General features: G+C 71.9%; 22 protein-coding genes and 1 pseudogene. 11 read left to right on the top strand and 12 right to left on the bottom strand.

Annotated elements, in window-relative coordinates; all coding sequences use genetic code 11:
* Nucleotides 1-60: 60 nt before the first annotated feature.
* The 6 genes and pseudogenes from AWQ68_RS19700 to AWQ68_RS41020 all read right to left on the bottom strand — a co-directional run bounded on the left by AWQ68_RS19700 (nucleotide 61) and on the right by AWQ68_RS41020 (nucleotide 7,463).
* Nucleotides 61-1,497: an NADH-quinone oxidoreductase subunit N gene (locus AWQ68_RS19700; RefSeq protein ID WP_066942322.1), complete on the bottom strand. Its 1,437-nt coding sequence runs from the start codon at nucleotides 1,495-1,497 to the stop codon at nucleotides 61-63.
* Nucleotides 1,494-3,119, bottom strand: a complete 1,626-nt coding sequence (locus tag AWQ68_RS19695) for a complex I subunit 4 family protein (RefSeq protein WP_066942321.1) — start codon at nucleotides 3,117-3,119, stop codon at nucleotides 1,494-1,496. The genes AWQ68_RS19700 and AWQ68_RS19695 overlap by 4 nt, the downstream gene beginning before the upstream one ends.
* 16 nt (nucleotides 3,120-3,135) lie before the next feature.
* Nucleotides 3,136-4,965 (bottom strand): NADH-quinone oxidoreductase subunit 5 family protein, encoded by a 1,830-nt coding sequence (locus AWQ68_RS19690; RefSeq protein ID WP_066942320.1) that lies wholly within the window; start codon nucleotides 4,963-4,965, stop codon nucleotides 3,136-3,138.
* 182 nt (nucleotides 4,966-5,147) lie between these two features.
* Nucleotides 5,148-5,429: pseudogene (gene nuoK / locus AWQ68_RS45975) on the bottom strand (NADH-quinone oxidoreductase subunit NuoK); the annotation flags it as partial.
* A 1-nt stretch (nucleotide 5,430) separates the two neighbouring features.
* Nucleotides 5,431-6,213 (bottom strand): NADH-quinone oxidoreductase subunit J family protein, encoded by a 783-nt coding sequence (locus AWQ68_RS19680; protein ID WP_084464181.1) that lies wholly within the window; start codon nucleotides 6,211-6,213, stop codon nucleotides 5,431-5,433.
* Nucleotides 6,210-7,463, bottom strand: a complete 1,254-nt coding sequence (locus AWQ68_RS41020) for a 4Fe-4S binding protein (protein ID WP_245655997.1) — start codon at nucleotides 7,461-7,463, stop codon at nucleotides 6,210-6,212. Before AWQ68_RS41020 ends, AWQ68_RS19680 begins: the two co-directional genes overlap by 4 nt.
* Before the next feature lie 257 nt (nucleotides 7,464-7,720).
* Here AWQ68_RS41020 and AWQ68_RS19670 point away from each other — a divergent pair, with 257 nt between their 5' ends.
* Nucleotides 7,721-8,602, top strand: coding sequence for a helix-hairpin-helix domain-containing protein (locus tag AWQ68_RS19670; RefSeq protein ID WP_245655996.1), 882 nt, complete (start codon nucleotides 7,721-7,723; stop codon nucleotides 8,600-8,602).
* 145 nt (nucleotides 8,603-8,747) lie between these two features.
* Here AWQ68_RS19670 and nuoH read toward each other — a convergent pair whose 3' ends face one another.
* The 5 genes from nuoH to AWQ68_RS19645 form a co-directional block, all read right to left on the bottom strand.
* Entirely contained in the window at nucleotides 8,748-9,698 is a 951-nt protein-coding gene (nuoH, locus tag AWQ68_RS19665; RefSeq protein ID WP_066942318.1) for an NADH-quinone oxidoreductase subunit NuoH, read from the bottom strand.
* Nucleotides 9,691-10,281: an NADH-quinone oxidoreductase subunit C gene (locus AWQ68_RS19660; protein ID WP_245655995.1), complete on the bottom strand. Its 591-nt coding sequence runs from the start codon at nucleotides 10,279-10,281 to the stop codon at nucleotides 9,691-9,693. Before AWQ68_RS19660 ends, nuoH begins: the two co-directional genes overlap by 8 nt.
* Nucleotides 10,278-10,790: an NADH-quinone oxidoreductase subunit B gene (locus AWQ68_RS19655; RefSeq protein WP_066942317.1), complete on the bottom strand. Its 513-nt coding sequence runs from the start codon at nucleotides 10,788-10,790 to the stop codon at nucleotides 10,278-10,280. The genes AWQ68_RS19660 and AWQ68_RS19655 overlap by 4 nt, the downstream gene beginning before the upstream one ends.
* Before the next feature lie 97 nt (nucleotides 10,791-10,887).
* On the bottom strand, nucleotides 10,888-12,162 hold the full coding sequence (locus AWQ68_RS19650) for a M48 family metallopeptidase (RefSeq protein WP_157545481.1): 1,275 nt from the start codon (nucleotides 12,160-12,162) through the stop codon (nucleotides 10,888-10,890).
* Nucleotides 12,163-12,191: 29 nt separating this feature from the next.
* Nucleotides 12,192-12,563 (bottom strand): NADH-quinone oxidoreductase subunit A, encoded by a 372-nt coding sequence (locus AWQ68_RS19645; RefSeq protein ID WP_066942315.1) that lies wholly within the window; start codon nucleotides 12,561-12,563, stop codon nucleotides 12,192-12,194.
* A gap of 136 nt (nucleotides 12,564-12,699) precedes the next feature.
* On the opposite strand from AWQ68_RS19645, the gene AWQ68_RS19640 reads away from it, so the two are divergent.
* From AWQ68_RS19640 to AWQ68_RS46365, 10 genes are all read left to right on the top strand, one after another.
* Nucleotides 12,700-14,208 carry a polysaccharide deacetylase family protein gene (locus tag AWQ68_RS19640; RefSeq protein ID WP_084464179.1) on the top strand — a complete coding sequence of 503 codons (1,509 nt, stop codon included), beginning with the start codon at nucleotides 12,700-12,702 and terminating at the stop codon, nucleotides 14,206-14,208.
* 491 nt (nucleotides 14,209-14,699) lie between these two features.
* Nucleotides 14,700-16,547: a 2-oxoacid:acceptor oxidoreductase subunit alpha gene (locus tag AWQ68_RS19635; RefSeq protein ID WP_066942313.1), complete on the top strand. Its 1,848-nt coding sequence runs from the start codon at nucleotides 14,700-14,702 to the stop codon at nucleotides 16,545-16,547.
* Nucleotides 16,540-17,598, top strand: coding sequence for a 2-oxoacid:ferredoxin oxidoreductase subunit beta (locus AWQ68_RS19630; RefSeq protein WP_066942312.1), 1,059 nt, complete (start codon nucleotides 16,540-16,542; stop codon nucleotides 17,596-17,598). The genes AWQ68_RS19635 and AWQ68_RS19630 overlap by 8 nt, the downstream gene beginning before the upstream one ends.
* Nucleotides 17,599-17,741: 143 nt before the next feature.
* Complete coding sequence (locus AWQ68_RS19625; protein ID WP_066942311.1) at nucleotides 17,742-18,644, top strand: glycosyltransferase family 2 protein; 903 nt, start codon at nucleotides 17,742-17,744, stop codon at nucleotides 18,642-18,644.
* Between the two features lie 88 nt (nucleotides 18,645-18,732).
* Nucleotides 18,733-19,275, top strand: a complete 543-nt coding sequence (locus tag AWQ68_RS19620; protein ID WP_066942310.1) for a dTDP-4-dehydrorhamnose 3,5-epimerase family protein — start codon at nucleotides 18,733-18,735, stop codon at nucleotides 19,273-19,275.
* A 101-nt stretch (nucleotides 19,276-19,376) separates the two neighbouring features.
* Nucleotides 19,377-20,309, top strand: a complete 933-nt coding sequence (locus tag AWQ68_RS19615) for an NAD-dependent epimerase/dehydratase family protein (protein WP_066942309.1) — start codon at nucleotides 19,377-19,379, stop codon at nucleotides 20,307-20,309.
* Nucleotides 20,306-20,617, top strand: a complete 312-nt coding sequence (locus AWQ68_RS19610) for a hypothetical protein (RefSeq protein WP_157545479.1) — start codon at nucleotides 20,306-20,308, stop codon at nucleotides 20,615-20,617. The genes AWQ68_RS19615 and AWQ68_RS19610 overlap by 4 nt, the downstream gene beginning before the upstream one ends.
* Nucleotides 20,618-20,659: 42 nt before the next feature.
* Nucleotides 20,660-21,529 (top strand): hypothetical protein, encoded by an 870-nt coding sequence (locus tag AWQ68_RS19605; protein WP_084464178.1) that lies wholly within the window; start codon nucleotides 20,660-20,662, stop codon nucleotides 21,527-21,529.
* Nucleotides 21,530-21,894: 365 nt separating this feature from the next.
* Complete coding sequence (locus tag AWQ68_RS19600) at nucleotides 21,895-22,707, top strand: 2OG-Fe(II) oxygenase (protein WP_066942307.1); 813 nt, start codon at nucleotides 21,895-21,897, stop codon at nucleotides 22,705-22,707.
* Between the two features lie 53 nt (nucleotides 22,708-22,760).
* Nucleotides 22,761-23,828, top strand: coding sequence for a right-handed parallel beta-helix repeat-containing protein (locus tag AWQ68_RS46365; RefSeq protein ID WP_066942306.1), 1,068 nt, complete (start codon nucleotides 22,761-22,763; stop codon nucleotides 23,826-23,828).
* Here the strand turns inward: AWQ68_RS46365 and AWQ68_RS19590 are convergent.
* On the bottom strand, nucleotides 23,815-25,155 hold the full coding sequence (locus AWQ68_RS19590) for an O-antigen ligase family protein (RefSeq protein WP_084464177.1): 1,341 nt from the start codon (nucleotides 25,153-25,155) through the stop codon (nucleotides 23,815-23,817). The genes AWQ68_RS46365 and AWQ68_RS19590 overlap by 14 nt on opposite strands.
* Nucleotides 25,156-25,161 lie beyond the last annotated feature (6 nt).

The following is a 25,161-nucleotide window of genomic DNA, read 5'->3' as shown; positions in this document are numbered from 1 at the left end:
TTGGTGCGTTCACCCTTCCCAACGTGTGTGGCCAGGCAGAACGTTCCCCTTGGGAAACGATCATCCGGCGACGGAGAGCACCAGTTGCGGAGCGACCGAAAAGGCCAGAGTGACCAGGACCGCGATCCCCACCGCGAGCACGGCCGACACCGGCGCGGACACCCGCCCGGGCCCGGCCGGGGCGGGCGTGAACAGCCGGGCCGTCCAGGCGATGTAGTAGTAGAGCCCGATCACCGTGTTGACCGCCATGACGACGGCGAGCCACCCGAGCCCGCCCTCCACGATCTGGCGGAACACCACGACCTTGGCGAACAGCCCGGCGAGCCCCGGCGGCAGGCCGGCCAGGCAGAGGAGGAAGAAGGCGAGCGCGACCGCCGCTCCGGGCCGCCGGAAGGCGAGCCCGCGGTAGCCGTCCAGCTCGCCCCGCGCCGCCGTACGGGAGACCGCCATGACCACCGCGAACGCACCGAGGTTCATCGCGGCGTAGATGACGAGGTACACCACGGAGGCGTCGCGGGCGCTCCCGGCGATCACCGCGAGCGGGGCGAGGATGTAGCCGGACTGGGCGACCGACGACCAGGCGAGCAGCCGCAGCGCGGCGCGCTGGCGCAGGGCGAGGACGTTCCCGGCGGTCATGGTCAACGCGGCCACGACCGCGATGAGGGGCGCCCACAGCGCCGCCTGCCCGGGCAGCCCGACGGTCAGGACGAGGATCAGTCCGGCGAACCCGGCGGCCTTGGAGACGACCGAGAGCAGCGCCGCGACCGGCACGGGCGCGCCCTGGTAGACGTCGCCCGCCCAGAAGTGGAACGGCACCGCCGCCACCTTGAACGCGAACCCGGCCAGGACCAGCACGACCGCGACGGACACCGCCCCGGGAGCGGGAGCACCGGAGAGGGCCGTCGAGAGCGGCTCCAGATAGAGCGTCCCGGTCAGCCCGTACAGCAGCGAGACGCCGAACAGCATGACGGCGGTGGAGATCACCGACACGAGGAAGAGCTTGAGCGCCGCCTCGGAGGCCCGGCCGTCGTACCGCTTCAGCGCGGTCAGCGCGAACACCGGCAGGGAGACCAGTTCGAGCGCCACGACGAGCGTGGCCAGGTCGCGCGCGGCGGGCAGCAGGACCGCACCGGTCAGGGCGCACAGCAGCAGGAAGTACCACTCGCCGGGCGGGATGCGCCGCTCCGCCAGTTCGGTCATCGACAGCAGCACGACCACGACCCCGGCGCCGAGTACCAGCCCGGACAGCACGAGCGTGAACCCGTCCACCACGAAGGAGCACCCGCCGCCGCCCGTGCAGAACGTGCGCCGCTCCCCGCCGCCGAGGGCCTGCGCCGCGACGAAGCCGCCCGCGACCACGACCCCGGCCAGCGTGACCAGCCCGAGCGGCCCCGGCGTACGGCGGGGCAGGAAGGCGTCGAGCAGCAGCACCAGCCCGGCCGTCAGCGCGAGCGCCAGCGGCGCGCCGATCGCAACGTAGTCGATGGACTGGATCACGCGCCCACCCCCCGGAGGATGGCCTGCACGGCCGGCGTTGTGGTGGCCAGCAGCGCCTTCGGCCAGAGGCCGAAGATCAGGATCAGCACGACCAGCGGCACCCAGGCGGCCAGCTCGTACGCGGTCACGTCGCGCCGTTCAGGCGGCTCCCCGAGCCCGCCGAAACCCGGAGCGCCCGGAGCCGCGACGGCGGCCACGACCGTTCCCGTGGCGACCGGTTCCACCGGCCCCTCGCCGCCCAGGACCTCGCGCACCTCCTCCGCCGACGTGACCGGCGGCCCCTCCGGCACCGCCGGGCTCCCGTGCGTCACCCGGGAGAGCATCCGCAGGAAGTACGCGGCGGTCAGGACGGTGCCGACGCCGCCGATCACCATGAAGACCAGGAACAGCGGCCGGGACAGCTCGGCGGCGGGCCGGAACGCCCCGAACAGCGCGAGCATCTCCCCCCAGAACCCGGCCAGGCCCGGCAGCCCCAGCGACGCGACGCAGGCGAAGGTCAGCAACGACCCGATGTACGGCAGGCGGCTCAGCATCCCGCCGCCCAGCCGCGCCATGTCGGCCGTGCCGTACCGGTCCTTGACGGCACCGGCGATGAAGAAGAGCAGCCCGGTGATCAGGCCGTGCGCGACGTTGCCGAAGAGGGCGGCGTTGACGCCGACCGGGGTCAGCGTCGCGAAGCCGAGCAGCACGAACCCCATGTGCCCGACCGACGAGTACGCGATCATCCGCTTGAGGTCGCGCTGCGCGAGACACGCCAGGGAGCCGTAGACGATGCCGATCACCGCGAACGCGCCGAGCCAGGGGGCGAGCGCGGCGGCGCCCTCCGGCAGGATCGGGATCGCGATGCGGGCGAAGCCGTACGTGCCCATCTTGAGCAGCACCCCGGCGAGCAGCACCGAGCCCACGGTCGGCGCCTCGGTGTGCGCGTCGGGCAGCCAGGTGTGCAGCGGCCACATCGGCGCCTTGACCGCCAGGCCGACGCCGATCGCCAGGAACGCCACGATCTGCGCCGAACGCGCGATGCCGTGGCCCTGGGCGAGGGCCACCATGTCCAGCGTCCCCGCCTGGGCCCAGACGACCAGCAGCCCCAGCAGCATGACGGCGGATCCGAGCAGCGTGTACAGGATGAACTTGACAGCCGCCGCCCGCCGTCCCGGCCCGCCCCAGACGGCGATCACGAAGTACATCGGGACGAGGACCACCTCGAAGAACACGAAGAACAGCAGCAGATCGAGCGCGAGGAACGTGCCGATCACGCCCGTTTCGAGGACCAGCAGCGTGAACACCAGCGCGCGGGGCCGGCGCGACGGCCGACCGGCCAGGTGGACGAAGCACAGGAACGTCAGCAGCGCGGTCAGCACGACCAGCGGCAGCGAGACGCCGTCCACGCCCAGGTGGAACCGCAGGGCCAGCCCCGGGATCCACGACAGGTCGGTCTCGAACTGCATCCGGGCCGCGTGGCCGTAGTCGAAGGTCGCGGCCAGCACGACCGCGAGGGCCAGTGTCACTCCGGAGACGGCCAGGCCGTACCGGCGGGGCGTCCGCCCGGCGAACCCGGGGAGGAGCAGCACGGCCGCGCCGACCAGGGGGACGGCGAGCATCGCGATCGGGAGCCAGCTCATGCGCGGGGCACCTCCGTCATCCCAGCACCACCACCGCCACCGCGATCAGCAACACCCCGGCGAGCAGGCCGGTGACGTAGAGCTGGGCGTTGCCGTTCTGCGCGAGGCGCAGCAGCCCGGACAGGCCGACCGCCGCGCGCCCGGACCCGCGTACGGCGCCGTCGACCACCCGGTCGTCGGCGCGCACCACGCCGCGCGCGAGCCGCAGGACCGGCCGGGCGACCAGCCGGTCGTAGACGGCGTCCAGGTAGAAGGCGCGCTCGCACGGCGCGCGGAAGGGGCCGAGCATCCGCGCCGGGTCCAGCTCCGGAGCGCCGCGCCACAGCGCGTAGACGACGCCCGCGCCGAGCAGCGCGATCACCACGCTGGTCGCGGCCGACTCCGCGTCGAGGTCGCGGACCCCGGCGAAGCCGAGCCCCAGGGCGGGTACGGCGAGCAGCACGACCGGCCACAGCATGGAGCGGGGCACCCGGCGGTGTCCATGATCACCCGCGTGCGGCAGCACGGCCGTACGCGGCGAGCCGAAGAACGTGCGCAGCCAGGCGCGGGCCGCGTAGGCGCCCGTCACGCCCACGGTGACGAGCGCGCAGCCGTACAGGAAGGGCTGCGCGGGGCCGTGGGCGCGCTCGATGGCCGCGATCACGGCGTCCTTGCTGAAGAAACCGCTGGCCGGCGGCAGTCCGGCGAGCGCGGCGAATCCGATCGTCATCGTCCAGAACGTCACGGGCAGGGCGGAGCGGAGGCCGCCCATGTGACTCATCAGGTTCGACTCGACGTGGTGGATGACCACGCCCGCGCAGAGGAACAGCAGCGCCTTGAACGCGCCGTGCGTCACCAGGTGGAAGATCGCGGCGTGCTCCGACCCGGCCGCCAGCGCCCCCGCCATGAGCGCGAGCTGGCTGATCGTCGAGTACGCCAGCACCCGCTTGAGGTCGTCCTGCGCCAGGGCGGCGAGCGCCGCGCCCAGCATGCCCACGGCGGCGATCACGCCGAGCACGTCCAGCGTCGGCTGGGCCGCCAGGAAGGCCGGGTAGAGCCGGGCGACCACGAAGATGCCCGCCGCGACCATGGTGGCCGCGTGGATGAGCGCGCTGATCGGGGTCGGGCCGGCCATGGCGTCCGGCAGCCACGTGTGCAGCGGCACCTGGGCGCTCTTGCCCGCGACCCCCGCGAGGAGCAGCATCGTCGCGGCGACGAGCGTGCCCTTCGGCAGGTCGGCGGCGAGGATGTCGTCGATGCGGAAGCTGCCCGCCGACAGCCCGAGGGTGAAGATCCCGAACAGGAATCCGACGTCACCGAGCCGGGTCACGAGGAACGCCTTGACCGCCGCCCGCGAGTTGGCCCGGTCCTCCCACCAGTGCCCGATCAGCAGGTAGGAGCACAGGCCCATGATCTCCCAGCCGACGTACAGGACGATCAGGTCGCCCGCGTAGACCACGAGCAGCATGGCGCTGGTGAACAGGCTGATGAACGAGCTGTACGACGGATAGCGCGGGTCGTCCCGCATGTATCCGACGGAGTAGACCTGGACCGCGAGCGCCACGACGGTGACGAGGACGCCGACGAGGGCCGCGAGCCCGCCCACCTGGAGCCCGACGGAGATGGGCACGGAGCCGGTCTCGATCCGGACCGGCCACGCCGCCACCTCGCCGCCGCCGGTGGCCTGCCACCCGGCCAGCCACACCGCCGCCACCGCCGCGAGCGCGACGGGCGCGACCGCGAACCACGCCGCCCGCCGCCGTGCCGTACGGGCGGAGGTGCGGCGGCGCGGGACCCGCGAGCCGAGCAACCCGGCGGCGGCTCCCGTGAACGGCAGCAGGACGGCGAGAGCGGCCAGGACGATCATCCGGCCTCCGAGAGGTCGAGCGCTCCAGCGGAACCCGAGCCTGAGGGGGCCGGCCGCGGCCCCGCCGCGCCGGGACCGGATGGCCCGGCGGGTCCGGCTTCGGGTGGGGCGGCAGGGCCCGATCCGGGCGGCCCGGCGGTCGCGGGGCTCATGAGATCGCGCTCGCTCAGGTCCCGGAGCCGATCGACGTCGATGGTCCGGCGGTTCCTGAAGACCGAGAGCACGATCGCCAGGCCCAGCCCCACCTCGGCCGCCGCGATCACGATGACGAACAGCGTGAGCACCTGACCGCCGTGCAGCCGGTCGCGTAACCACACGTCGAAGACGACGAGATTGAGGTTGACCGCGTTGAGCATCAGCTCGACCGACATCAGCACGAGGATCGCGTTGCGCCGGGCGAGCACGCCGTAGACGCCGATGGAGAACAACAGTGCGGAGACGATGACGGGATAGACGACGTGCACGTCAACCGCCGTCCTGGGAGACCCGGCCGGAGCCGGTCTCGCCCGAGGTCGCGCCGGAACCGTCCGCGGAGGACGGGTCCGGATCCGGAGGGTGCGGCGGTGTCTTGGGGGCGGCCGGACCTCCGGCGCCGGAGCCCGCCGCGTCGGACGGCGCGCCCGGATCGGCCGAGCCGGCCGCGCGCGAGGATGGCCCCGGGTTCGCCGGACCCACAGCGCGAGAAGGCGCACCGGAGGCGTCGGTGGCGGGACTCGCCGGGCGGATGTCGGTGCGGGAGAGGACGATGGCGCCGATCAGGGCGGCCAGCAGGAGCACGGACAGCGCCTCGAAGGGAAGGACCCACGAGCGGAAGATGCTCGCCCCCAGCGTGGCCGCCGCGCCTCCGCCTGGCTCCAGCGGCGTGTACGCGGCGGCGAACCCCTGGACGACCACGGTCACCAGGACGGCCGCCGTCGCCACCGCCACCGTGGCGGCCGCGACACGGTTGCCCGAGTCGAGGTCGGCGCTGCGGCCGATGGGCGCGCGGGTCAGCATGATGCCGAACAGCAGCAGGACGACGATCGCGCCCACGTAGATGAGCACCTGGACCCACGCGACGAACTCGGCGGTCAGCACCAGATAGCCGCCGGCGAGCGCGCCGAAGCAGACCACCAGCCAGAGCGCGGCGTGGACGATCTGTCTGGTCGTCACCACCAGCAGGGCGGACCCGAGAGCGACGACGCCGAGCAGCAGGAAGACGACTTCCTGCCCGCTCGGCGGCCACAGGTCCGGCACCTGCGATGTCACGCGTCGTCGCCTCCCCGATCGGGTGGCGCGTCCTTCTTCGGAAGGGAGCCGGGCGGCCGGATCGAGCGGACGTTCCGCAGGGCACGCGGTGGCTCGCGGCGAGCCGGGGCCTCCCGTCCGGCGGACGACTCCGCCCCTGTGGACGGCGCCGGCCCGCCTGCGGATCCGGAACCCGCGGACTCACGATCCGTGGATTCGGGACCGGACGGCCCACCGCGTGGCGGTTCGCCGTGTCCCGTGGGCTCCCCGGTGGACGCCCGACCGGCGGAGCCGCCCCCTGCGGAGTCGGGGCCCGGAGATTCAGCAGGCCCGGCGGCCCCTGGGGACTCCGGTGGCCGGGACGGCTCAGGCCGGGGTGTCTCGGGGGCGCCGGGCGGGCGGGATGCCTCGGGAGACTCGGGTGTCCCGGAAGGGCCGGGCGCGGACGGCCGCTTCGGCAGCGCTCCCGGCGGGCGGATCGCGCGGATCGCGGCCGGGCCGCGTGGCGCCTCCCGTCGGGCCCGCGTCCCTCTGTCGGCCCCGGGCCTGCCTGCCCCCGTCCTTCCCTCGGCGTCGGGCTCGCGCGTACCGGCCGCCGAGGTCTCCGCGGGGGCTCCTGCCTCGGCGGCGCCCGGGGTGGCCGCGACATCGGCGGGACCGGAGCCGCTCACCCCGGCGGCGGCACCGGGGCGGGCCGTCTCGTCCGAACGTCCGGAACCGCCCTCGGCGCGCGAACGCCCAGGTCCGGCAGCCTCCCCGTCGGTACGGCGAGCCGGGCGGGACGCGGCGGCGGCCTCCTTGGGCGGCTCCGCGCCGACCTCGTGTGGGGGCGGAGGCGGCACGCTCTCCACCCACTCGCCCAGCCGGTCCTTTTCGTGAAGCAGGTCGCGGATGTCGTATTCCGCGTACTCGAACTCCGGAGCCCAGAACAGGGCGTCGAAGGGGCACACCTCGACACAGATGCCGCAGTACATGCAGAGCGAGAAGTCGATGGCGAACCGGTCGAGCACGTTCCGCGCGCGGGGACGCCCGCCCTCCGGGGCCGGCAGCGTCTCCTTGTGGGAATCGATATAGATGCACCAGTCGGGACACTCGCGGGCGCAGAGCATGCAGACGGTGCAGTTCTCCTCGACCAGGGCGATGACGCCCCGGCTGCGAGGAGGCAGATCAGGGTGCACCTCGGGGTACTGCTGGGTCACTGATTTGCGCACCATGTGCTTGAACGTGACCGCCAGCCCCTTGGCCAGCCCTTCTCCTGGTATGCGTGCCACAATTCCCCATCATCGCGCAGGATGGACGACACGTGAATGCGCCGATCCATCCCTCTGTGTTTTCCACAGTTTCCACAGGCTCCTCCACTGGTTGTCCACAAGTGGAGCGGTAAAAAAGGACCTATTCTGCCACTATGCGGCCCCCACACCCCGGTCTTCCTCCACAGTCGCCGTACGGGCAGGTGCCGTACGGACCCACACCGCACGGGCAGGCGCCCGGGTCTCCACAGCCGTCGCCGGACGGCGCGAGGAGGCAGATGCCGTACGCGCCAGGGTCCCCGGGCCAGGCCACCCCGCCCGGGCTGGTGCCGGACGCGCAGCGGCCCGGCGGGGAGGTGGACCAGGCGCCCACGGCCCCGGTTCGGCGCCCGGGAGTCCCGATGCCGCAGGGGCACACACCTGCGATGCCCGCGGCGCCTCCCCAGCACCCCGCCTACAACCGGGGGCCACACGGGCCGACGCCGTACCGCCCGATGCCCGGCATGCCCGCCCCGATGCCGCGCCCGCCGGGCGACCGGGCGTTCCTCAGCGTCCTCTGGTCGCTGGTCCCGCTGGGAACGATGGGGCTTCTCACCCCGGTCTCCTTCCTCTACGCCGCGCTCAAGCTGCGCACGCAGACAGCCTGGGCCGCTCTGGCGCTCTATCTGGTCGGCACGGTCACCATGGTCGCCAGCGGTCCCAGCGGTGCGCTGGGCGAGGCGCTGTTCATCGCGAGCGTGCTGCTGAACTCCCTCGGCGCCACCGTCCATGCCTTCACCATCCGCCGCCGTGTCTTCCCCCGCCCCGACCCGGTGGCGTACGGGAACGACCAGGCGATCCAGTTCGCGCAGCACCGCCGCGAGCTGCGCCAGGAGGCGCGCGAGCTGGCCGAGCAGGACCCCGGGCTCGCCATGGAGCTGCGGATCGGCCGTCCCGACCTGCCGCGACGGTACGACGACGGCGGCCTGGTGGACGTGAACCACGCACCGGCCGCGGTGATCGCCACGCTTCCGGGGATGACCAAGGAGCTGGTCGAGCAGATCATCCAGGCCCGGCAGACGGTCGGCACGTTCAGCTCGGCCCTGGAGGTGTGCGTCACGGCGAACCTCCCCGCCGACCTGACCAGCACGCTCACGGAGTACACCGTCTACCTGCCCTGAGGGAGCGTGGCCGCCCGAACGTGCTCTCGGCCACGCCCCTCAGACCCTGATCACCTCGACGCCGGGCATGTCGTCGTAGTCGGCATCCTGGGTGACGAGCGGGACACCGGAAGCTATCGCGGTCGCCGCGATCCAGCTGTCGGTGTCAGAGGGTCAGCTTGACCACGCCGGTCAGTGCGAGCTGGAGCAGGGCGAGCGGCACCAGGCCGACCCAGGCGAGCTTCTGGAGCTGGTCCTCACGCAGGCGCGGGTAGCTCACCCGCACCCAGATCACCACGAACGCCAGCGCGAGCACCTTCAGAAGCGTCCACACCGGGCCGGGCAGCAACGGCCCATGCCAGCCGCCCAGGAACAGCACGGTGGTCAGCGCCGACAGCACCACGATGCCGGCGTATTCGGCGAGCATGAACAGGGCGAACCGGAGGCCCGTGTACTCCGTCATCGGCCCCATGATGATCTCGGACTCGGCGATCGGCATGTCGAACGGCGGCCGGCGCAGTTCGGCCAGCCCGGCGACGAAGAACACCACACCGCCGATCGCCTGCCAGGGCAGCCACCACCAGCGCCACTGCTCGACGATGCCGTGCAGCGACAGCGTGCCGGCCGCCATCGCCACGCTGGACGCCGCCAGCACCAGCGGCAGCTCGTACGACACGAGCTGGGCCGCCGCCCGCATGCCGCCCAGCGCGCTGTACTTGTTGGCCGACGCCCAGCCGGCCATGATCGCGCCGAGCACGCCGACGCCCATGACGGCGAGGACGAAGAACAGCCCGGCGTCGAGGTCCACCCCGAACAGCCCCGGCCCCACCGGGATCACGACCAGCACGATCAGGTACGGCACGAGCGCCACGGCCGGGGCGAGGGCGAAGACCCGCCGGTCGGCCGCCGCCGGGATGACGTCCTCCTTCTGGACGAACTTGACGCCGTCGGCGATGAGCTGGGCCCAGCCGTGGAACCGCCCGGCGTACATGGGGCCGAGGCGCGACTGCATGTGCGCCATCGCCTTGTGCTCCATCTGCCCGACGACCAGTGGCAACGCGAGGAACACGACCACGATCACGACCAGGCGGACCGCGACGTCGAGCACCTCACTCACCTCGCCGTTCCTCCTGGTCGGGTGCGGCGCCCCAGCCGGACGGGACGCCCGGCGGGAGCATCTTGCGGCGGCTCGGCGACCCGTGGCCGGACTCGCCGGGCTCCTTGGCCCCGGGCCACGCCTTGGCGACCCGGGCGGCCAGCACGAAGTCCTTGCGCAGCGGATGCCCCTCGAAGCCGTCCGGGAGCAGGAGCGGCCGCAGGTCGGGGTGCCCGTCGAAGACGACGCCGAACATCTCGAACGTCTCCCGCTCGTGCCAGTCGGCGCCGCGGAAGACGCCGCTGGCGGTGGGCAGCCGCGGGTCCTCCCTCGGCACCCGGGTGCGCGCGATCAGGTGGGTCTTCGCCGCCGGGTCGAAGACGTGCGCGACGACGGCGAAGGCGTCGGGGGGCTCGTCCACGCCGGTCAGCCAGTCGAAGAACACGAACCCCTCGGCCCTGGCGAAGGCCAGCAGGTCGACCCAGTCCTCCGGCGCCACGTCGGCGACCGGCTCGCCGAAGGAGTCGGACAGCCGGACGCGCGAGCCGTACCTGGTTTCGAGGGCGGCCCGGATGCCGGTGCCGGCCTGCGTGGAGTCGGTCACGCCTCACCGCCCTTGTAACGGTCGCCGAGCGACTCGGCGGCGATCTTCTCCTGGAGCTTCATGATCCCGTGGAGCAGCGCCTCGGGCCGGGGCGGGCAGCCGGGGACGTAGACGTCGACCGGGATGATCTGGTCCACGCCCTTGGTCACGCAGTAGGAGTCCCAGTACGGCCCGCCGCAGTTGGAGCAGGCGCCGAACGAGATGACGTACTTGGGGTCGGGCATCTGCTCGTAGAGCCGCTTGACGGCGGGGGCCATCTTGTCGGTGACGGTGCCCGAGACGATCATGAGGTCTGCCTGGCGGGGGCCGTTGGCGAACGGGATGACCCCGAACCTGATGAAGTCGTGCCGGCTCATCGACGTCGCGATGAACTCGATCGCGCAGCAGGCCAGCCCGAAGTTGAACACCCACAGTGAGTATCGCCGGCCCCAGTTGAGCACGAACTTCATCGGCTTGGGGGCCAGCCGGGAGGCCGGGCCGACCGTCGGCATCGGAAGGTTCACCGCCATACCGGCCATTCTCCCCCCGTCTTCGCCACCGGTACAGCCGTCACCGGCCCGGCGACCCTTCGTACGGCCCCGCGCCGGGCGTCCCGCGGCCCGAGGATCACTCGTAGAGCGCCGCCCGCGCCCGGTCGGCGATCTCACGGGCGATCCGGCCGGCCGCCGCGTCCAGCTCGGCCTGGACGCGCTCCATCTCGTCGTCCGTGGTGACGATGGCGGCCTCGCCGTACGCCCGGGAGAGGGCGAACGCCGCGCGCAGGTGGGTCGGCGGATGGGTGGCGTCCACGCGCGCCCGCTCCAGCCGGGCCAGCCGGCGCAGCCGCTCCCCCTCCGTCTCCGGGAACGCGGCCATGTACTCCCGCAGCCCCTCCCACAGGTCCCCGCCGCGATGCGCCGCCGACTCCAGATGCCTGCAGGCGGCGGGCCCCCTCGTGATCAGCTTGTCCATCAGCCCGGCGACCGCGACCGGGGACGCGATCCGGGCCGCCCTGTCGTCGGCCGCGTACTCGGCGAGCTGCGACTCCCGGTACGTCAGCGACTCCAGGACCATGATCAGTCCGACGACGAGCAGCCGGACCAGCCCCGTGAGGATGTTGACCACGATCGAGATGGCGAGGGCGCGCAGGCCGCCGTGGACGTGCACGCGGGCGGCGGCCCCGTGGATCTCGTACAGCGTGGCGATCGCGCTGTCGACGTACCGCATCCGGCGGACGTCGCCGTTGCTGGAGTGGCCCAACTCGTGGGCCAGCAGCGCGATGCGTTCCCGCGGCTCCAGGATCTGCCACAGCGGCAGCCCGATCGTCAGCACGCGTGTGCCGCGCAGTCCGACGGTCCCGAACGAGGCGTTGACCTTGCCGTCCACGAGGACGACGTCCACGGGCGGCGCCCCGGCCTCGCGCGCGACGCGGTCCAGCAGGTCGTACAGGGCCGGGGCCTCCTGCCGGGTGAGGGCCGGCGCGTCACGGTCGAGGCGTCCGAACCGCGGGCGGGCCAGGTAGGCGAAGCCGACGCCCGCGATCCCGAACACGGCGCCGAAGGGGCTCGGCCACGTCGCGGCCAGCAGCCACACCCCGCCCACCAGCATGGACAGGGCGAACAGGTGGACGGCCGAGGCGAGCGCGTACGCCGCGATCCTGCCGCGGTCGCGGAACGGCGTGCCCACCCCGGAATCGAGCACCTGCCGGTGGAGGCCGGCGGCGAACCGCGCGTCGAGGCGGTCCCTGAGCCGCGACAGCGGGCCGGGGCGGGTGGACGGCGTGTCGTGGTCCGGGCGGCGCAGGTTCCACTCGCACTCCGGACACCACATGACGAACCGGCTGTCGCCGGTGATGGACGCCGCACACTGCGGGCATTCCTGCACGATCGCTGAGGGGGCCATGGAGCGAGGAGCGTGCCACAGCGCGGCGATCACGTCCAGGTGAGCACGCGCTTGCGCCAGGCGTACAGGATGCCGAGGGCGATGAAGGCCAGGAAGACGAACATCTCGACCAGCGTGGCGACCCCGAACCCCGGAGCGGCGAAGATCGTCGCCCACGGGAAGAGGAAGACCGCGTCCACCGCGAAGACCACGTACAGGTACGTGAAGACGTAGTAGCGGATCTGGGACTGTGCCCAGCCCTCGCCGACCGGATCGACGCCGCACTCGTACGTCAGCAGCTTCTCGGGGGTGGGCCGGTGGGGGCGCAGCAGCCGGTTGAGGAGCAGCGCTCCGGACACGACGGCCAGGCCGATCGCGAGGAGGACGGCGACGGTGAGATAGGAGCTGAAATATCCGTTCATGCTCGCCTCCGAGCCCGTACAGCTTCTGCCACGATCATAACCGCGTCACCCTCTTGTCACCGTTCGCAGCCAAAAGATGCGCGGTGATCACACAAAGAGCCGGTAAAGCCGACATATCCGCTCATACGCTCCAGGCATGCCCCCACTTGGTTTGGCCGGCGTCGTCACGCTCCTGGTCGTCGTCCTGGCGAGCTGCGGCCTCCCGCTGTTCAACGGTCAGAAGGACAGGAACGTCGACGTCGAGTCGGAGCCGACGGTCCTCGTCTTCGCCGACCCGGCCAGGGTCGCGGGGCTCTCCGTCGCCACGATCTCCAGCGGCACGGCCAAGCCGCACGTCCACGCCAGCTATCCCACCCTCCCGGACGCGCCCGCGCTCACGCGGCGGCTCAAGGACGAGCTGGCCGCCAAGGCGCGGCGGTTCTCCGAGAAGACGCAGATCCGGGAGGGGCAGCCCGTCCCGGAGTACAACGTGGACTGGGATCTCACCGCCGCCACCCGGGACGCCGTCGCCGTCCGGCTGCGGGAGAGCCGGTTCACCGGCCGCACCTGGGTCGATTCCTACCGCACCCTCTGGTACGACCGGAAAGGCCAGAAGGTGGTGGACTCCACCGGCCTGGTGGTCAACATCAAGCAGCTCTCGGCGATCGTGCGCAGGCACCTGCCCGCCGACTCGCCGGTCCACGCCCAGAGCGTCGTGGTGGACCCCCAGCTCTACGACTCCCTCAACTTCAACGCCAGGGGCGATCTCGTCGTGGAGTTCGACGGCCAGGAGTCCAGCCCGGGATCGGTCGGCCGCGTCGCCGTGGCGATCCCGCGCAAGGAGGCCGACGAGCTGCTGACGCCGTTCGGACGCCTGGCCCGCGCGGCGGTCGCCGCCACGGCCACCCGCCCCCTGTCCAAGACCATGGACGACAACCCCGTCGCCGTCAGTTCCATGAACGGCTCGGTGAACTGCGCCGTGGCCCGCTGTGTGGCCCTGACGTTCCAGGGCGGGCCGGGGCCGTACACCGAGCGGCTGCTGGAGACGCTGTCCGCGCACGGCGCGCGGGCGACGTTCTTCATGGTCGGCACGAACGCGGCGGCGACGCCCGGCGTGCTGCGCCGGATGTGCGAGCAGGGCGACCTCGTCGCCAGCCAGACGTGGACCCACCGCGACCTCACCCTGCTGTCCGGCAGCATGATGTACGACCAGATCCGGCGCGCCCAGCACGCGATCGGCGTGGCGAGCGGCCAGACCCCGTCGCTGCTCATGGCGCCGTACGGCGCGGCGGACGCCAGGGTGGCCGACGCCGCGCGCGAGTTCGGCCTGTCGATCGTGCGCGGCGACGTGGACCCGGGCGACGTGGCCGGCGCGGACCCGAAGGAGGTCGCCAAGCGCGTCGTCGCCGACACCCGGCGCGGCTCCGTCATCGTGATGCGCGACATCGACCGGGTGACCGCGGACGCGCTCCCCCAGGTGCTCGACGAGCTCGGCAAACGCGGCTTCGTCTTCGTGACCGTGCCCGAGCTGTACGGCACCACCCGGATGGTGGCGGGCCGTACCTATTCCTCCCCGCTCGTGCCGGCGGGCGCCGTGTCCACCGGCGGGTCGCCGAGCCCGCAGGCCGCGCCTTCCGGCGGGTCGCCGAGTCCGCAGGTACCGTGAAAGGCACGGGGACATATAGTTGGACCTCGTGACCCGCAACATCCTCTTCGCCCGCTTGCACGTGGATCTGTGCCGGGTCGCTGCGGGGTTGTGTCGAACGAAGCGTCGCCCACGTTCGTGACAGCGCCGTCGATCCGACGGCCATGGATTTTCCGAGCGATACGCGCATCGGCGGGCGCCCCCGTGGGCGGGCCCCTCCCGCCGCCGGATGCGACGCAGGTCACACCTTGGGGATGAGCGGTTCGCGCGACAATCGACGCGTGCGCCCGGTGACTTCTTTGCTCCCCGCAGAGAGCGTCCTCTCGCTTCCCTCGGTGGAGGTGGGGCGACGACCGACCCCTGACCGCTTCGAGACACGCACCACGACAGGGAAGCGATTCGCCAGCCGGGTGAAGCCGGCGGCCCGTCGCTGGAGATGATGGATCTAGCATGGAGAGAACAACGTGCCACGAGCTAAGACGCCCTGGCGCGGCGAGGAGGACTGAGCAGCTGTGACCAAGCAGGTTCAGCAACTCGATCGCGTGATCATCCGGTTCGCCGGCGACTCCGGTGACGGCATGCAGCTGACCGGTGACCGATTCACCGCGGAGACGGCGAAGTTCGGCAACGACCTCTCGACGCTCCCCAACTTCCCGGCGGAGATCCGCGCCCCCGCAGGGACCCTGCCCGGCGTGTCGAGCTTCCAGCTCCACTTCGCCGACCACGACATCCTCACCCCCGGCGACGCCCCGAACGTGCTCGTGGCGATGAACCCGGCGGCGCTCAAGGCGAACCTCGGCGACCTGCCGCGCGGCGCGGACATCATCGCGAACACCGACGAGTTCACCAAGCGCAACCTGCAGAAGGTGGGCTACGCCGCCAACCCGCTGGAGGACGACTCGCTCGCGGAGTGGCGGGTCCACTCGCTGCCGCTCACGTCGCTGACCGTCAAGGCGCTCGAAGGCTTCGAGATCTCCAAGAAGGACGCCGAGCGCGCCAAGAACATGTTCGCGCTCGGCCTGCTCTCCTGGCTGTACCACCGGCCGACCGAGGCGACGATCAAGTTCCTTGAGGCGAAGTTCGCCAAGAAGCCCGACATCGCCAAGGCCAACGTCGCCGCCTTCCAGGCCGGATGGAACTACGGCGAGACCACCGAGTCGTTCTCCGTCTCCTACGAGATCAAGCCGGCCACGCTGGCCCCCGGCGTCTACCGGAACATCTCCGGCAACCAGGCGCTCGCGTACGGTCTGATCGCGGCGTCGGTGCAGTCGGGGCTGCCGCTGTTCCTCGGCTCCTACCCGATCACCCCGGCCTCCGACATCCTGCACGAGCTGTCCAAGCACAAGCGGTTCGGGATCAGAACGTTCCAGGCCGAGGACGAGATCGCCGGGGTGGGCGCCGCCCTCGGCGCCGCGTTCGGCGGCGCGCTCGGCGTGACGACCACGTCCGGCCCCGGCGTCGCGCTGAAGGCCGAGACGGTCGGCCTCGCCGTGGCGACCGAGCTGCCGCTGATCGTGGTGGACGTGCAGCGCGCCGGCCCCTCGACCGGCATGCCGACCAAGACCGAGCAGACCGACCTGCTGATGGCGATGTTCGGCCGCAACGGCGAGTCGCCGGTCCCGGTCGTGGCCCCCTCGACGCCGTCGGACTGCTTCGACGCGGCCATCGAGGCGGCGCGGATCGCGCTGAAGTACCGCACGCCGGTCATGCTGCTGTCCGACGGTTACCTGGCCAACGGCTCCGAGCCGTGGCGGGTGCCGGAGGTCTCCGAGCTGCCGGACATCTCGATCGAGTTCACCACCGAGCCCAACGGCGAGGACGGCACGACCTACCTGCCGTTCAAGCGTGACCCGGAGACGCTGGCCCGCCCGTGGGCCGTCCCCGGCACCCCCGGGCTGGAGCACCGCATCGGCGGCATCGAGAAGGCCGACGGCAGCGGCAACATCTCCTACGACCCGAACAACCACGACCACATGGTCCGGCTCCGCCAGGCCAAGATCGACGGCATCGACGTCCCGCCGCTGGAGGTGGACGACCCCGACGGCGACGCCCGGGTCCTGGTCCTCGGCTGGGGATCGACGTACGGGCCGATCGCGGCGGCGGTGCGGCGGGTGCGCCGGGAGGGCGGCAAGGTCGCGCAGGCCCACCTGCGGCACCTCAACCCGTTGCCGGCCAACACCGGCGACGTGCTGCGCGCCTACGACAAGGTGCTGCTCCCGGAGATCAACCTCGGCCAGCTCGCGCTGCTTCTGCGCGCGCGCTTCCTCATCGATGTGATCAGCTACAACCGCGTGCGCGGGCTTCCGTTCAAGGCCGAGGAACTGGCCGGTGTCATCCAGGACGTGATCAACAGTGACTGAGAGCCTCAACGGCAAGGGCCTGGCGCTGGTGCCCAAGGCCGACGGCAAGCAGACCCTCAAGGACTTCAAGTCCGACCAGGAGGTCCGCTGGTGCCCCGGCTGCGGTGACTACGCCATCCTCGCGGCCGTCCAGAGCTTCCTGCCCGAGCTGGGCCTGCGCCGGGAGAACATCGTCTTCGTCTCCGGCATCGGCTGCTCGTCCCGGTTCCCGTACTACATGAACACGTACGGGTTCCACTCGATCCACGGACGGGCTCCGGCGATCGCGACCGGCCTGGCGGCGTCCCGCCCCGACCTGTCGGTGTGGGTGATCACCGGTGACGGCGACGCGCTCTCGATCGGCGGCAACCACCTGATCCACGCGCTGCGCCGCAACGTCAACCTGAACATCCTGCTGTTCAACAACAGGATCTACGGCCTGACCAAGGGGCAGTACTCCCCCACCTCCGAGGTCGGGAAGATCACCAAGTCGACGCCGATGGGGTCGCTGGACAAGCCGTTCAACCCGATCTCGCTGGCGATCGGGGCCGAGGCCGGATTCGTCGCCCGGACCATCGACTCCGACCGCAAGCACCTGCAGAGCGTGCTGCGTGAGGCCGCCGCGCACCGCGGCACGTCACTGGTCGAGATCTACCAGAACTGCAACATCTTCAACGACGGCGCCTTCGACTCCCTGAAGGCGCCGGAGACCCGCGACGAGATCACCATCAGGCTGGAGCACGGGCAGCCGATCGTCTTCGGCACCGGCGACAACGCCAAGGCCGTACGGCTCGCGCCGTACGGCGGCGTCGAGGTCGTCAACCGGTCCGAGGTGGCCGAGAGCGAGATCCTCGTCCACGACGCGCACCGGCCCGACCCCTCCCTGGCGTTCGCGCTGTCGCGGCTGGACGAGCCGGCGTTCCAGCATGTGCCGATCGGGATCTTCCGCTCTGTGGACCGTCCGGCGTACGACACGCTGATGAACGAGCAGCTCGAACAGTCCGTCGCCGACAAGGGCAAGGGGCAGCTCGCCGACCTGCTCCTGGGCGGCGACACCTGGCGCATCAACTGACGCCGACCGCGTTCGAACGGGCCTCCGGAAACGGGGGCCCGTTTGTCGTTCTCTGTCCGCTATCGGCCACGTGATAGGCAGGGGCACGGCGACGCTCCTACGATGCGCGTGACGGAACGAAGCCGAGCGCCGGGAGCACCGGGATGCCCGACACCCCCCGCATCGCGATCGTGATCGTGACGTACAACAGTGCCCGCGTGCTGCCCGACTGCCTCTCCTCGCTCACGGCGGGCGCCCGGGGCATACGGCTCAGCCGGGTCGTGGTGGCCGACAACGCCTCGAAGGACGACTCCGTCGCGCTGGCCGTGCGCGCGGGAGCCGTCCCCGTACAGCTCGGCCGCAACGCCGGGTACGCGGCGGCGATCAACGCCGGGATCGCCTCGCTGGACCTGGAGGAGCTCGACGCCGTCCTGGTGCTCAACCCGGACTGCAGGCTGCGGGACGGCGCGCTCGCCGCCCTCGCCGCCGCGCTCCGCCCGCCCGGCCGGGGCATCGCCGTACCGCGGCTGGTGAGCCCGGAGGGGCACACGCACGCGTCGCTGCGCCGCGCCCCGACGGTGCGGGGGGCGGTGGCGGAGGCCCTGGTGGGCGGGCGCCGGGCCGGCCTCCTCGGTGAGGTGATCTACGACCCGCGCCGGTACGAGCGGCCGGGCCCGGCCATGTGGGCCACCGGCGCGGCGATGCTCGTCGCGGTGCCCGCCGTCCGGGACATCGGGCCGTGGGAGGAGTCGTTCCTGCTCTACAGCGAGGAGACCGACTTCGCGCTGCGCGCCGCCGACCGGTCCTGGACGCTGTGGTACGAGCCGGACGCCGTGATCGAGCATGTCGGCGGCGAGGCCAAGACCAACACGATGCTGGCGGCGCTGCTCACCACGAACCGGGTCCGGCTGTTCCGCCGGAGGCGGGGGCGGCTCGCCTCGGCCGCCTTCTACCTGGCGGTCCTGGCCGGTGAGGCGCTGCGCGCGGCGGCGGGCCGCCGTACCTCCAGGGCCGCGGTGGTCGCCCTGGTCCGGCCCTCGCGGCGGCTGCGCGCCCTGCCGGAGTGACGCGGGCGACCCGACGCGGACCGGCGCGACCGCGTAACAACGGGCGATCTTCGCGCGACTATCCGAGGAGCGGACCGGGAGGCGGCGGATGCGGGTCGAGCGGCTGGCGATCGAGGGGGTGCTGCTTTTCGTGCCCACCCCTCACCACGACGACCGTGGTCTCTTCACTCGGACGTTCGACACGGCCGTCGCCGCCCGGCACGGAATCGACCCCGCGTCCTTCGTCCAGGACAGCCAGTCGCGGTCGCGGCGGGGCACGATCCGCGGACTGCACGGCCGGTCGGGGCGGGGCGAGGCCAAGCTGGTCCGCTGCGCCCGCGGGGCGATCCTGGACATCCTGGTGGACGCCAGGCCGCACTCCCCCACCTTCGGCGAGCGGCTCTCGGTCCGGCTCGACGACGAGACCTTCGCCCATCTGTACGTGCCTCCGGGGCTGCTGCACGGCTACCAGGCGCTGTCCGAGGCGGACGTGTGCTATCGCATCGACCGGGAGCACGACCCGTCCGAGGACGTCTCCGTGCGGTACGACGACCCCGACCTCGCGGTGCCCTGGCCGCTGCCGGTCGCCGCGATCAGCGAGCGGGACCTGGCCGCCGGGTCCTGGGCGGCGCTGTGCGCCCGCCACCGATAGCCCGGAACAGCCCGCCACCGACAGGAGAGGGGTGACCGACCGGTGACCATGCCAGGAACCGGGCCACTGACCATGCAGCGAGCGCGCCGGGGACAGAGCCGGTGACCGGGCCCGAGCGGCATGACTGGGAGGGGACGCGGGTCCTGGTGACCGGCGCGACCGGGTTCCTGGGGTCGCGGCTCGCGCTGCGCCTCGACTCGCTCGGCGCCGAGGTCCACGCCACCAGCCGCCGCCCGCCCGCGAACGACGAGGCCGGGGACAGCGGGATCGTCTGGCACACCGCCGACCTGCGGGATCCGGACGAGATCCGCCGGGTGATCCACGATGTGCGGCCCGCCGTCGTATTCCATCTGGCCAGCGAGGTCACCGGCTCGCGGGACATGGCGGCCCTCCTTCCGACCCTGCACAACACCGTGCCCAGCGCGGTCAACGTGCTCACCGCGGCCACCGGGGTGCCGGGCGTCCGGGTGGTCGTGGCCGGTTCGGTCGAGGAGGCGCGGCCGGAGCTGGGCGAGACGCTCACCTCGTCCCCGTACGCCGTGGCGAAGTGGGCCGCGACCGGGTACGCCCGGCTGTTCCACCAGCTCTGGGGGCTCTCCGTGACCGTGCTGCGGGTCGCCATGGTCTTCGGCCCTGGCCAGCCGGACACCACCAAGGTCGTCCCGTACGTCACGGTCGGCCTGCTGGCCGGCGAGGAGCCCGCGCTGACGGCCGGCAGGCGCCGGATGGACTGGGTGTACGTCGACGACGTCGCCGAGGCGTTCGTGCTCGCGGCGCGCTCCGAGCGGGCGGTCGGCCGGGTCTTCGACATCGGCTCGGGCACCGGGGTGGCGGTCCGCGACGTGGTGGAGCGGCTGTTCGCCATCGTGGGACGCGAGACACCGCCGCGCTTCGGCGCCCGCCCGGACCGGGTGATGGACGTCGAGCGGATCGCGGACGTCGCCGAGGCCGCCGAGATCATCGGCTGGCGGGCGACGACCCCGCTCGACGAGGGCCTGCGCCGCACCGTCGAGTGGTACGCGAGCCGCCGGTGACCCGGCGACGTCGTCCTGCGCCGGCCGAGCGGCGCCGGATCCAGACGCCCTACCGGTACTTCCCGGTAAAGCCACACCGCTCTTTCCCGGTTTCCCGTTCCCGGCCCGTCGTCGTACGCGCCGAAATCCGGCCTGAATGGCCGCTCATCCACGCGCCGACCCCGGACCGGAACTCGGCGCCGGACATCGCGCTGGAGATCGAACTGCTCAGCGTGCCCGAAATACGACGGCACTTTCCGCACTCCCGGCTCTATTTCGAACGTCTCGCCGGTCTGGTCAAATCCATCACCGCCGTAGAAGCCGAATAGGGCCGTCCCGGATCCTACGGCGCTCTCCCGAAAGGCGAACCCATGACGTCCTCCTTGCGGAACGGATTCGAACGATTACTGGTCCGCGTTCTGCGGCTGCTCGTCCACCCCGGCCTGGCGGCGCTCGCCATGATGCGGCGGCTGCCGTTCGGCTCCTGGGAACTGCGCTGCGCCCTCGACCTCCACCCCCGCCCCCACTACGCGTACGGCGTGCAGCAGGCGGCGGAGCTGGCCCGCAGGCTCGGCGTGGACCGGATCAGCGTCATCGAGTTCGGCGTGGCGGGCGGCAACGGCCTGGTCGAGCTGAGCCGCCTGGCGCGCGGGGCCACCGCCGCCACCGGTGTGCGGATCGACGTGTACGGCTGCGACCGGGGCGCGGGCCTGCCCACGCCCGTCGACTACCGCGATCTGCCGTACATCTGGCGCGAGGGGGACTTCTCGATGGACCTCGACGCGCTGCGGGCCCGGCTTCCCGACGCGAAGCTGGTGATGGGGGACATCGAGGACACCGCCGACGGGTTCGCGGAGCGCGAGCGGCCGGCGCCCATCGGGTTCGTCTCGATCGACGTGGACTTCTACTCGTCGGCGGCCGCGTCGCTCAGGGTGTTCCGGGGCGACCACCGGTTCTTCCTGCCGCGGGTCTTCTGCTACCTGGACGACACGGTGGGCGACGACGACCAGATCCTGCACAACGACCGCGTCGGCGAGCTGGCGGCGGTTCGCGAGTTCAACGAGGCGAACCCGGTGATGACGCTGGCCCCGATTCACGGGCTCCGCCACAAGCGCGCCGTACCCGCTCCGTGGAATGACAACATTTATGCCCTGCACCGATTCGAGCATCCAGATTACGGCCGATATGTGGGCCGCGCGGAGAGCGAGACCGAACTGCCGCTCCATGCGGGCAAACCGTAACGTCCGGCATTTCCCCGGACGATATTCAAAGTGAACCCCAGGCCCGCCGCCCACCCGCGAGGGGCGCGGCGGTGTCTGGACTGAGGAGCGAGTGGGGAGCGAGGGACGAGCGACTCCGAGCGACGAGGGAAGACATCGACTGAGGGCGCCCCGAGCCCGCGCGAGCGGAGCGAGCGCAAATAGACACGGGCGCGGCGGTGTCTGGACTGAGGAGCGAGCGGGCCTGCGAGGGGCGCGGCGGTGAAGTAACCGAGGAACGCCCGGAGCGACGAAGGAGTGAGGACGTGACGAGGGCACGAGCCGACTTCGGGCGCCCCGAGCCGCCGAGCGCAGCGAGGCAAAGTAGACACAGCGAGGGACGAGCGATGCCGGATACCCAGACGTTCACCTTTCGCCGGGATGATCTGCTCCCGATGGCCGATCGGCTGCGCCCGCGGTTCCAGGCCGCGACGCCCTTCCGGCACGTGGTGATCGACGACTTCCTGCCGCCGGACGTCCTGGAGCCGGTCCTGGACGAGTTCCCCGAGCCCCGGGACCGGAGCTGGCAGCAGTTCGACAGCTCCCGCGAGATCAAGCTCGCGCTGGCCGACACCGAGCGGATGGGCCCGGCCACCCGCCACCTGCTCGCCGAGTTCAACGGCCAGGTCTTCGTCGACTTCCTGGAACGGCTGACCGGGATCGGGCGGCTCGTCTCCGACCCGCACTATGAGGGCGGCGGGCTGCACCAGATCAGGCCGGGCGGCTTCCTGAAGGTGCACGCCGACTTCAACCGGCACCGCAGGCTCGGCCTCGACCGCCGGCTCAACGGCCTGCTCTACCTCAACAAGGACTGGGAGGAGGACTACGGCGGGCACCTCCAGCTCTGGAACCGGGAGATGACCCGCTGCGAGCACAAGATCCTGCCGGTTTTCAACCGCTTCGTGGTGTTCGCGACCACCGACGACGCGAACCACGGGCATCCGGACCCGCTCACCTGCCCCGAGGACCGGGCCCGGCGGTCGATGGCGCTCTACTACTACACGAACGGCCGGCCCGGCGAGGAGACCGGCGAGGACCACACCACGGTGTTCAAGCAGCGGCCCGGCGAGGAGTGGAAGAGCACGCTGCGGCAGGCGGCGAAGCGGTGGACGCCGCCCGCCCTGGTGGACCTGGTCAGCCGGCGCGGCCGCGACCGGTGACGGATCTCCCGATACCGGCCCCCGGAGCGCCCTCCCACGCGCACGATGGGGCGATGGAGCCGTACCTCCTGGAGCCCGCCGCAGAGCCCGCCACAGAGCCCGCCACAGAGCCCACCACAGGGGCCACCACGGTCGCGCCCTCCTCCCCGCGTTCCCGCGTCCCGGCGCGTCCCGTACGCGGCGGGGCGACGGCATGGATCGCCGCCGTCTCGGCCCTGCTTCCCCTGGTGTCCGGCTGCCGCGCGAACCCGCCGGGCGACCCGTCCGCCGCCACGCCGACCGGCGTCCACGCGTCCGGACGGCCGGGACACCGGCCCACCCCTACCGTGCGGACGCCCACTCCGCCCGCACCGGCGCGCGCCTGGCCCGGCCCGGACGACACCGGCGTTCCCCCCGGCGTACGGCTGCGGCCGTCCACGTCGTTCACGGTGACCAGGGACGGCATGGTCGTCGACGGGCTGGAGGTCACCGGCTCCATCACCGTCGAGGCCGACAACGTGACGATCCGGAACACCCGCGTCCGCGGCGTCTCCGACTACTGGGGCATCCTCCAGCGGAAGGGGCACACCGGACTGACCGTCGAGGACTCGGAGGTCTTCGGTAACGGCAGGCGGCGCACGCAGTTCGGCATACTCAACCAGGGCGTGATGATCACTGTGCGCCGGGTGGAGATCCACACGATCTCGAAGGGCGTCTCCACGGACCAGGGACTGGTCGAGGACTCCTACCTCCACGATCCCAAGTACTATTCCGGCGACCACACCGACATGATCATGAGTAACGGGCCCGCCGTCGAGGGCACCGAACTGATCATCCGGCACAACACCATCGTCAACACCCTCGACCAGACCGGCGCCGTCTCGCTGTTCCAGGACTTCGGCGTCGTGCGTAACGTCACCGTCCAGGACAACCTTCTCGCCGGAGGAGGCTGGACCCTGTACGCGGGGGCGGGCGGCAAGGGCGCCTCCTCCAACGTGAAGATCGTCGACAACGTGTTCAGCCGGAGGGTGTGGCGGAACGGCGGCTCCGCCGGTCCGGTGGCGTACTGGGACGCGCACGGCAGGGGCAACGTCTGGCGGGGCAACACCTGGGAGGACGGCGGAACGGTCACGCCCGGCTGACCCCGCCACCGGCGTCGCCGACGCCTCCGCCGCCGGTGACGCCGTCCCGCGCCATCCGCAGCATCGCGCCCGCCGCCCCGATCAGCAGGAACATCAGGGCGGTGACCCCCGGGTAGGACAGCAGGTCGAAGGTGGCCGCCCCGACGAGCGGCACGAGCAGGCACGCGGCGATCGTGAGGGCGAGGTTGCGGACGTTCTCGTCCGCGCTGAGCGCGCGCGCCCGCAGCGCGACGACCAGCCCGCACAGGATGACCGCGACGAACGCCACCGCGCCGACCACGCCCGTCTCCACCAGCGACAGGAGGTACTGGTTGTCGAACACCTGGTGCTTGTACGCGTACCAGGTGCCGGCGCCTCTGCCGAAGATCGGGTGCTTGGCCGCCTCCAGCATCGCGAACGGATAGTCGTGCGTCCGGTAGAGGATGCTGTCGTCCGAGGCCGCGTTGGCGAACAGACTGAAGAACGTGCCGAGCAGCCCCGGCGCGGCGACCTTCACGGCGCCGAGGAAGGCGACGAGCGCCGCCAGGGTGACCAGCCAGCGCCGGACCGGCCAGCCCACGAACAGCACGCACCCGATGGCCGCCAGGCCGAGCACGGCCGACCTGGACACCGAGAACATCAGCCCGGCCGCGATCAGCACGGTGCACAGCCACCAGCGGAGCGCCGGCTCTCCCCGGCTGCGCGCCTGGAAGGCGAAGTGCGCCCCGAACGGGATGATCATCGCGCAGACCACCCCGAGCTCGATGGGGTGCCCGAGGGTTCCGGCCACCCGCCGCAGGTCCGCCCGGGACATCACGGCCGTGGTGTCCGTCACCGACGTGTGCCGCAGCCCCGGGATCACCATGTGGGTGGTCAGGTCGATATTCAGCAGGTACTGCAGCGACGCGACGACGGAGACGATGGCGCCGGCGACCACGACGGTCTTCAGCACGAGGTCGAGCCGGTCCGGGGCGCGCACTCCGTCGCAGGTCGCCAGCATCAGGCCGACCGCGCCGACCAGCAACACCAGCGAGTGGTCCGCGAGGTTCAGCTCGTCCGACGGCAGGTACGCGAGAACGGCGAAGCCGTAGCAGGTCAGCATGACCATGCCGTACGTGAAGATCCCGGTGCGGACCGGGTTGCGGCCCTTGGCGACGCCGAGCGTGGTGGTGAACTGGGCGAGCAGCCAGAGGAGCAGGAGGAGCAGCGCCACGATGTCGGCGACCGTCAGCGACATGGGCAGCCCGCGCAGCACCAGCCGGGCCGGGATGACGAACTGGGCCAGCACGAACAGGGCGAGCAGCGTGGCGCCGTCGGCCGAACGCGCTCCGGGGCCGCCGACCGCCACGGCGCG

It is taken from the genome of Microtetraspora fusca, from assembly GCF_001570365.1.
GTDB classification, from domain to species: Bacteria; Actinomycetota; Actinomycetes; order Streptosporangiales; family Streptosporangiaceae; genus Microtetraspora; species Microtetraspora fusca.
This window is presented reverse-complemented; position numbering and strand designations above follow the sequence as displayed.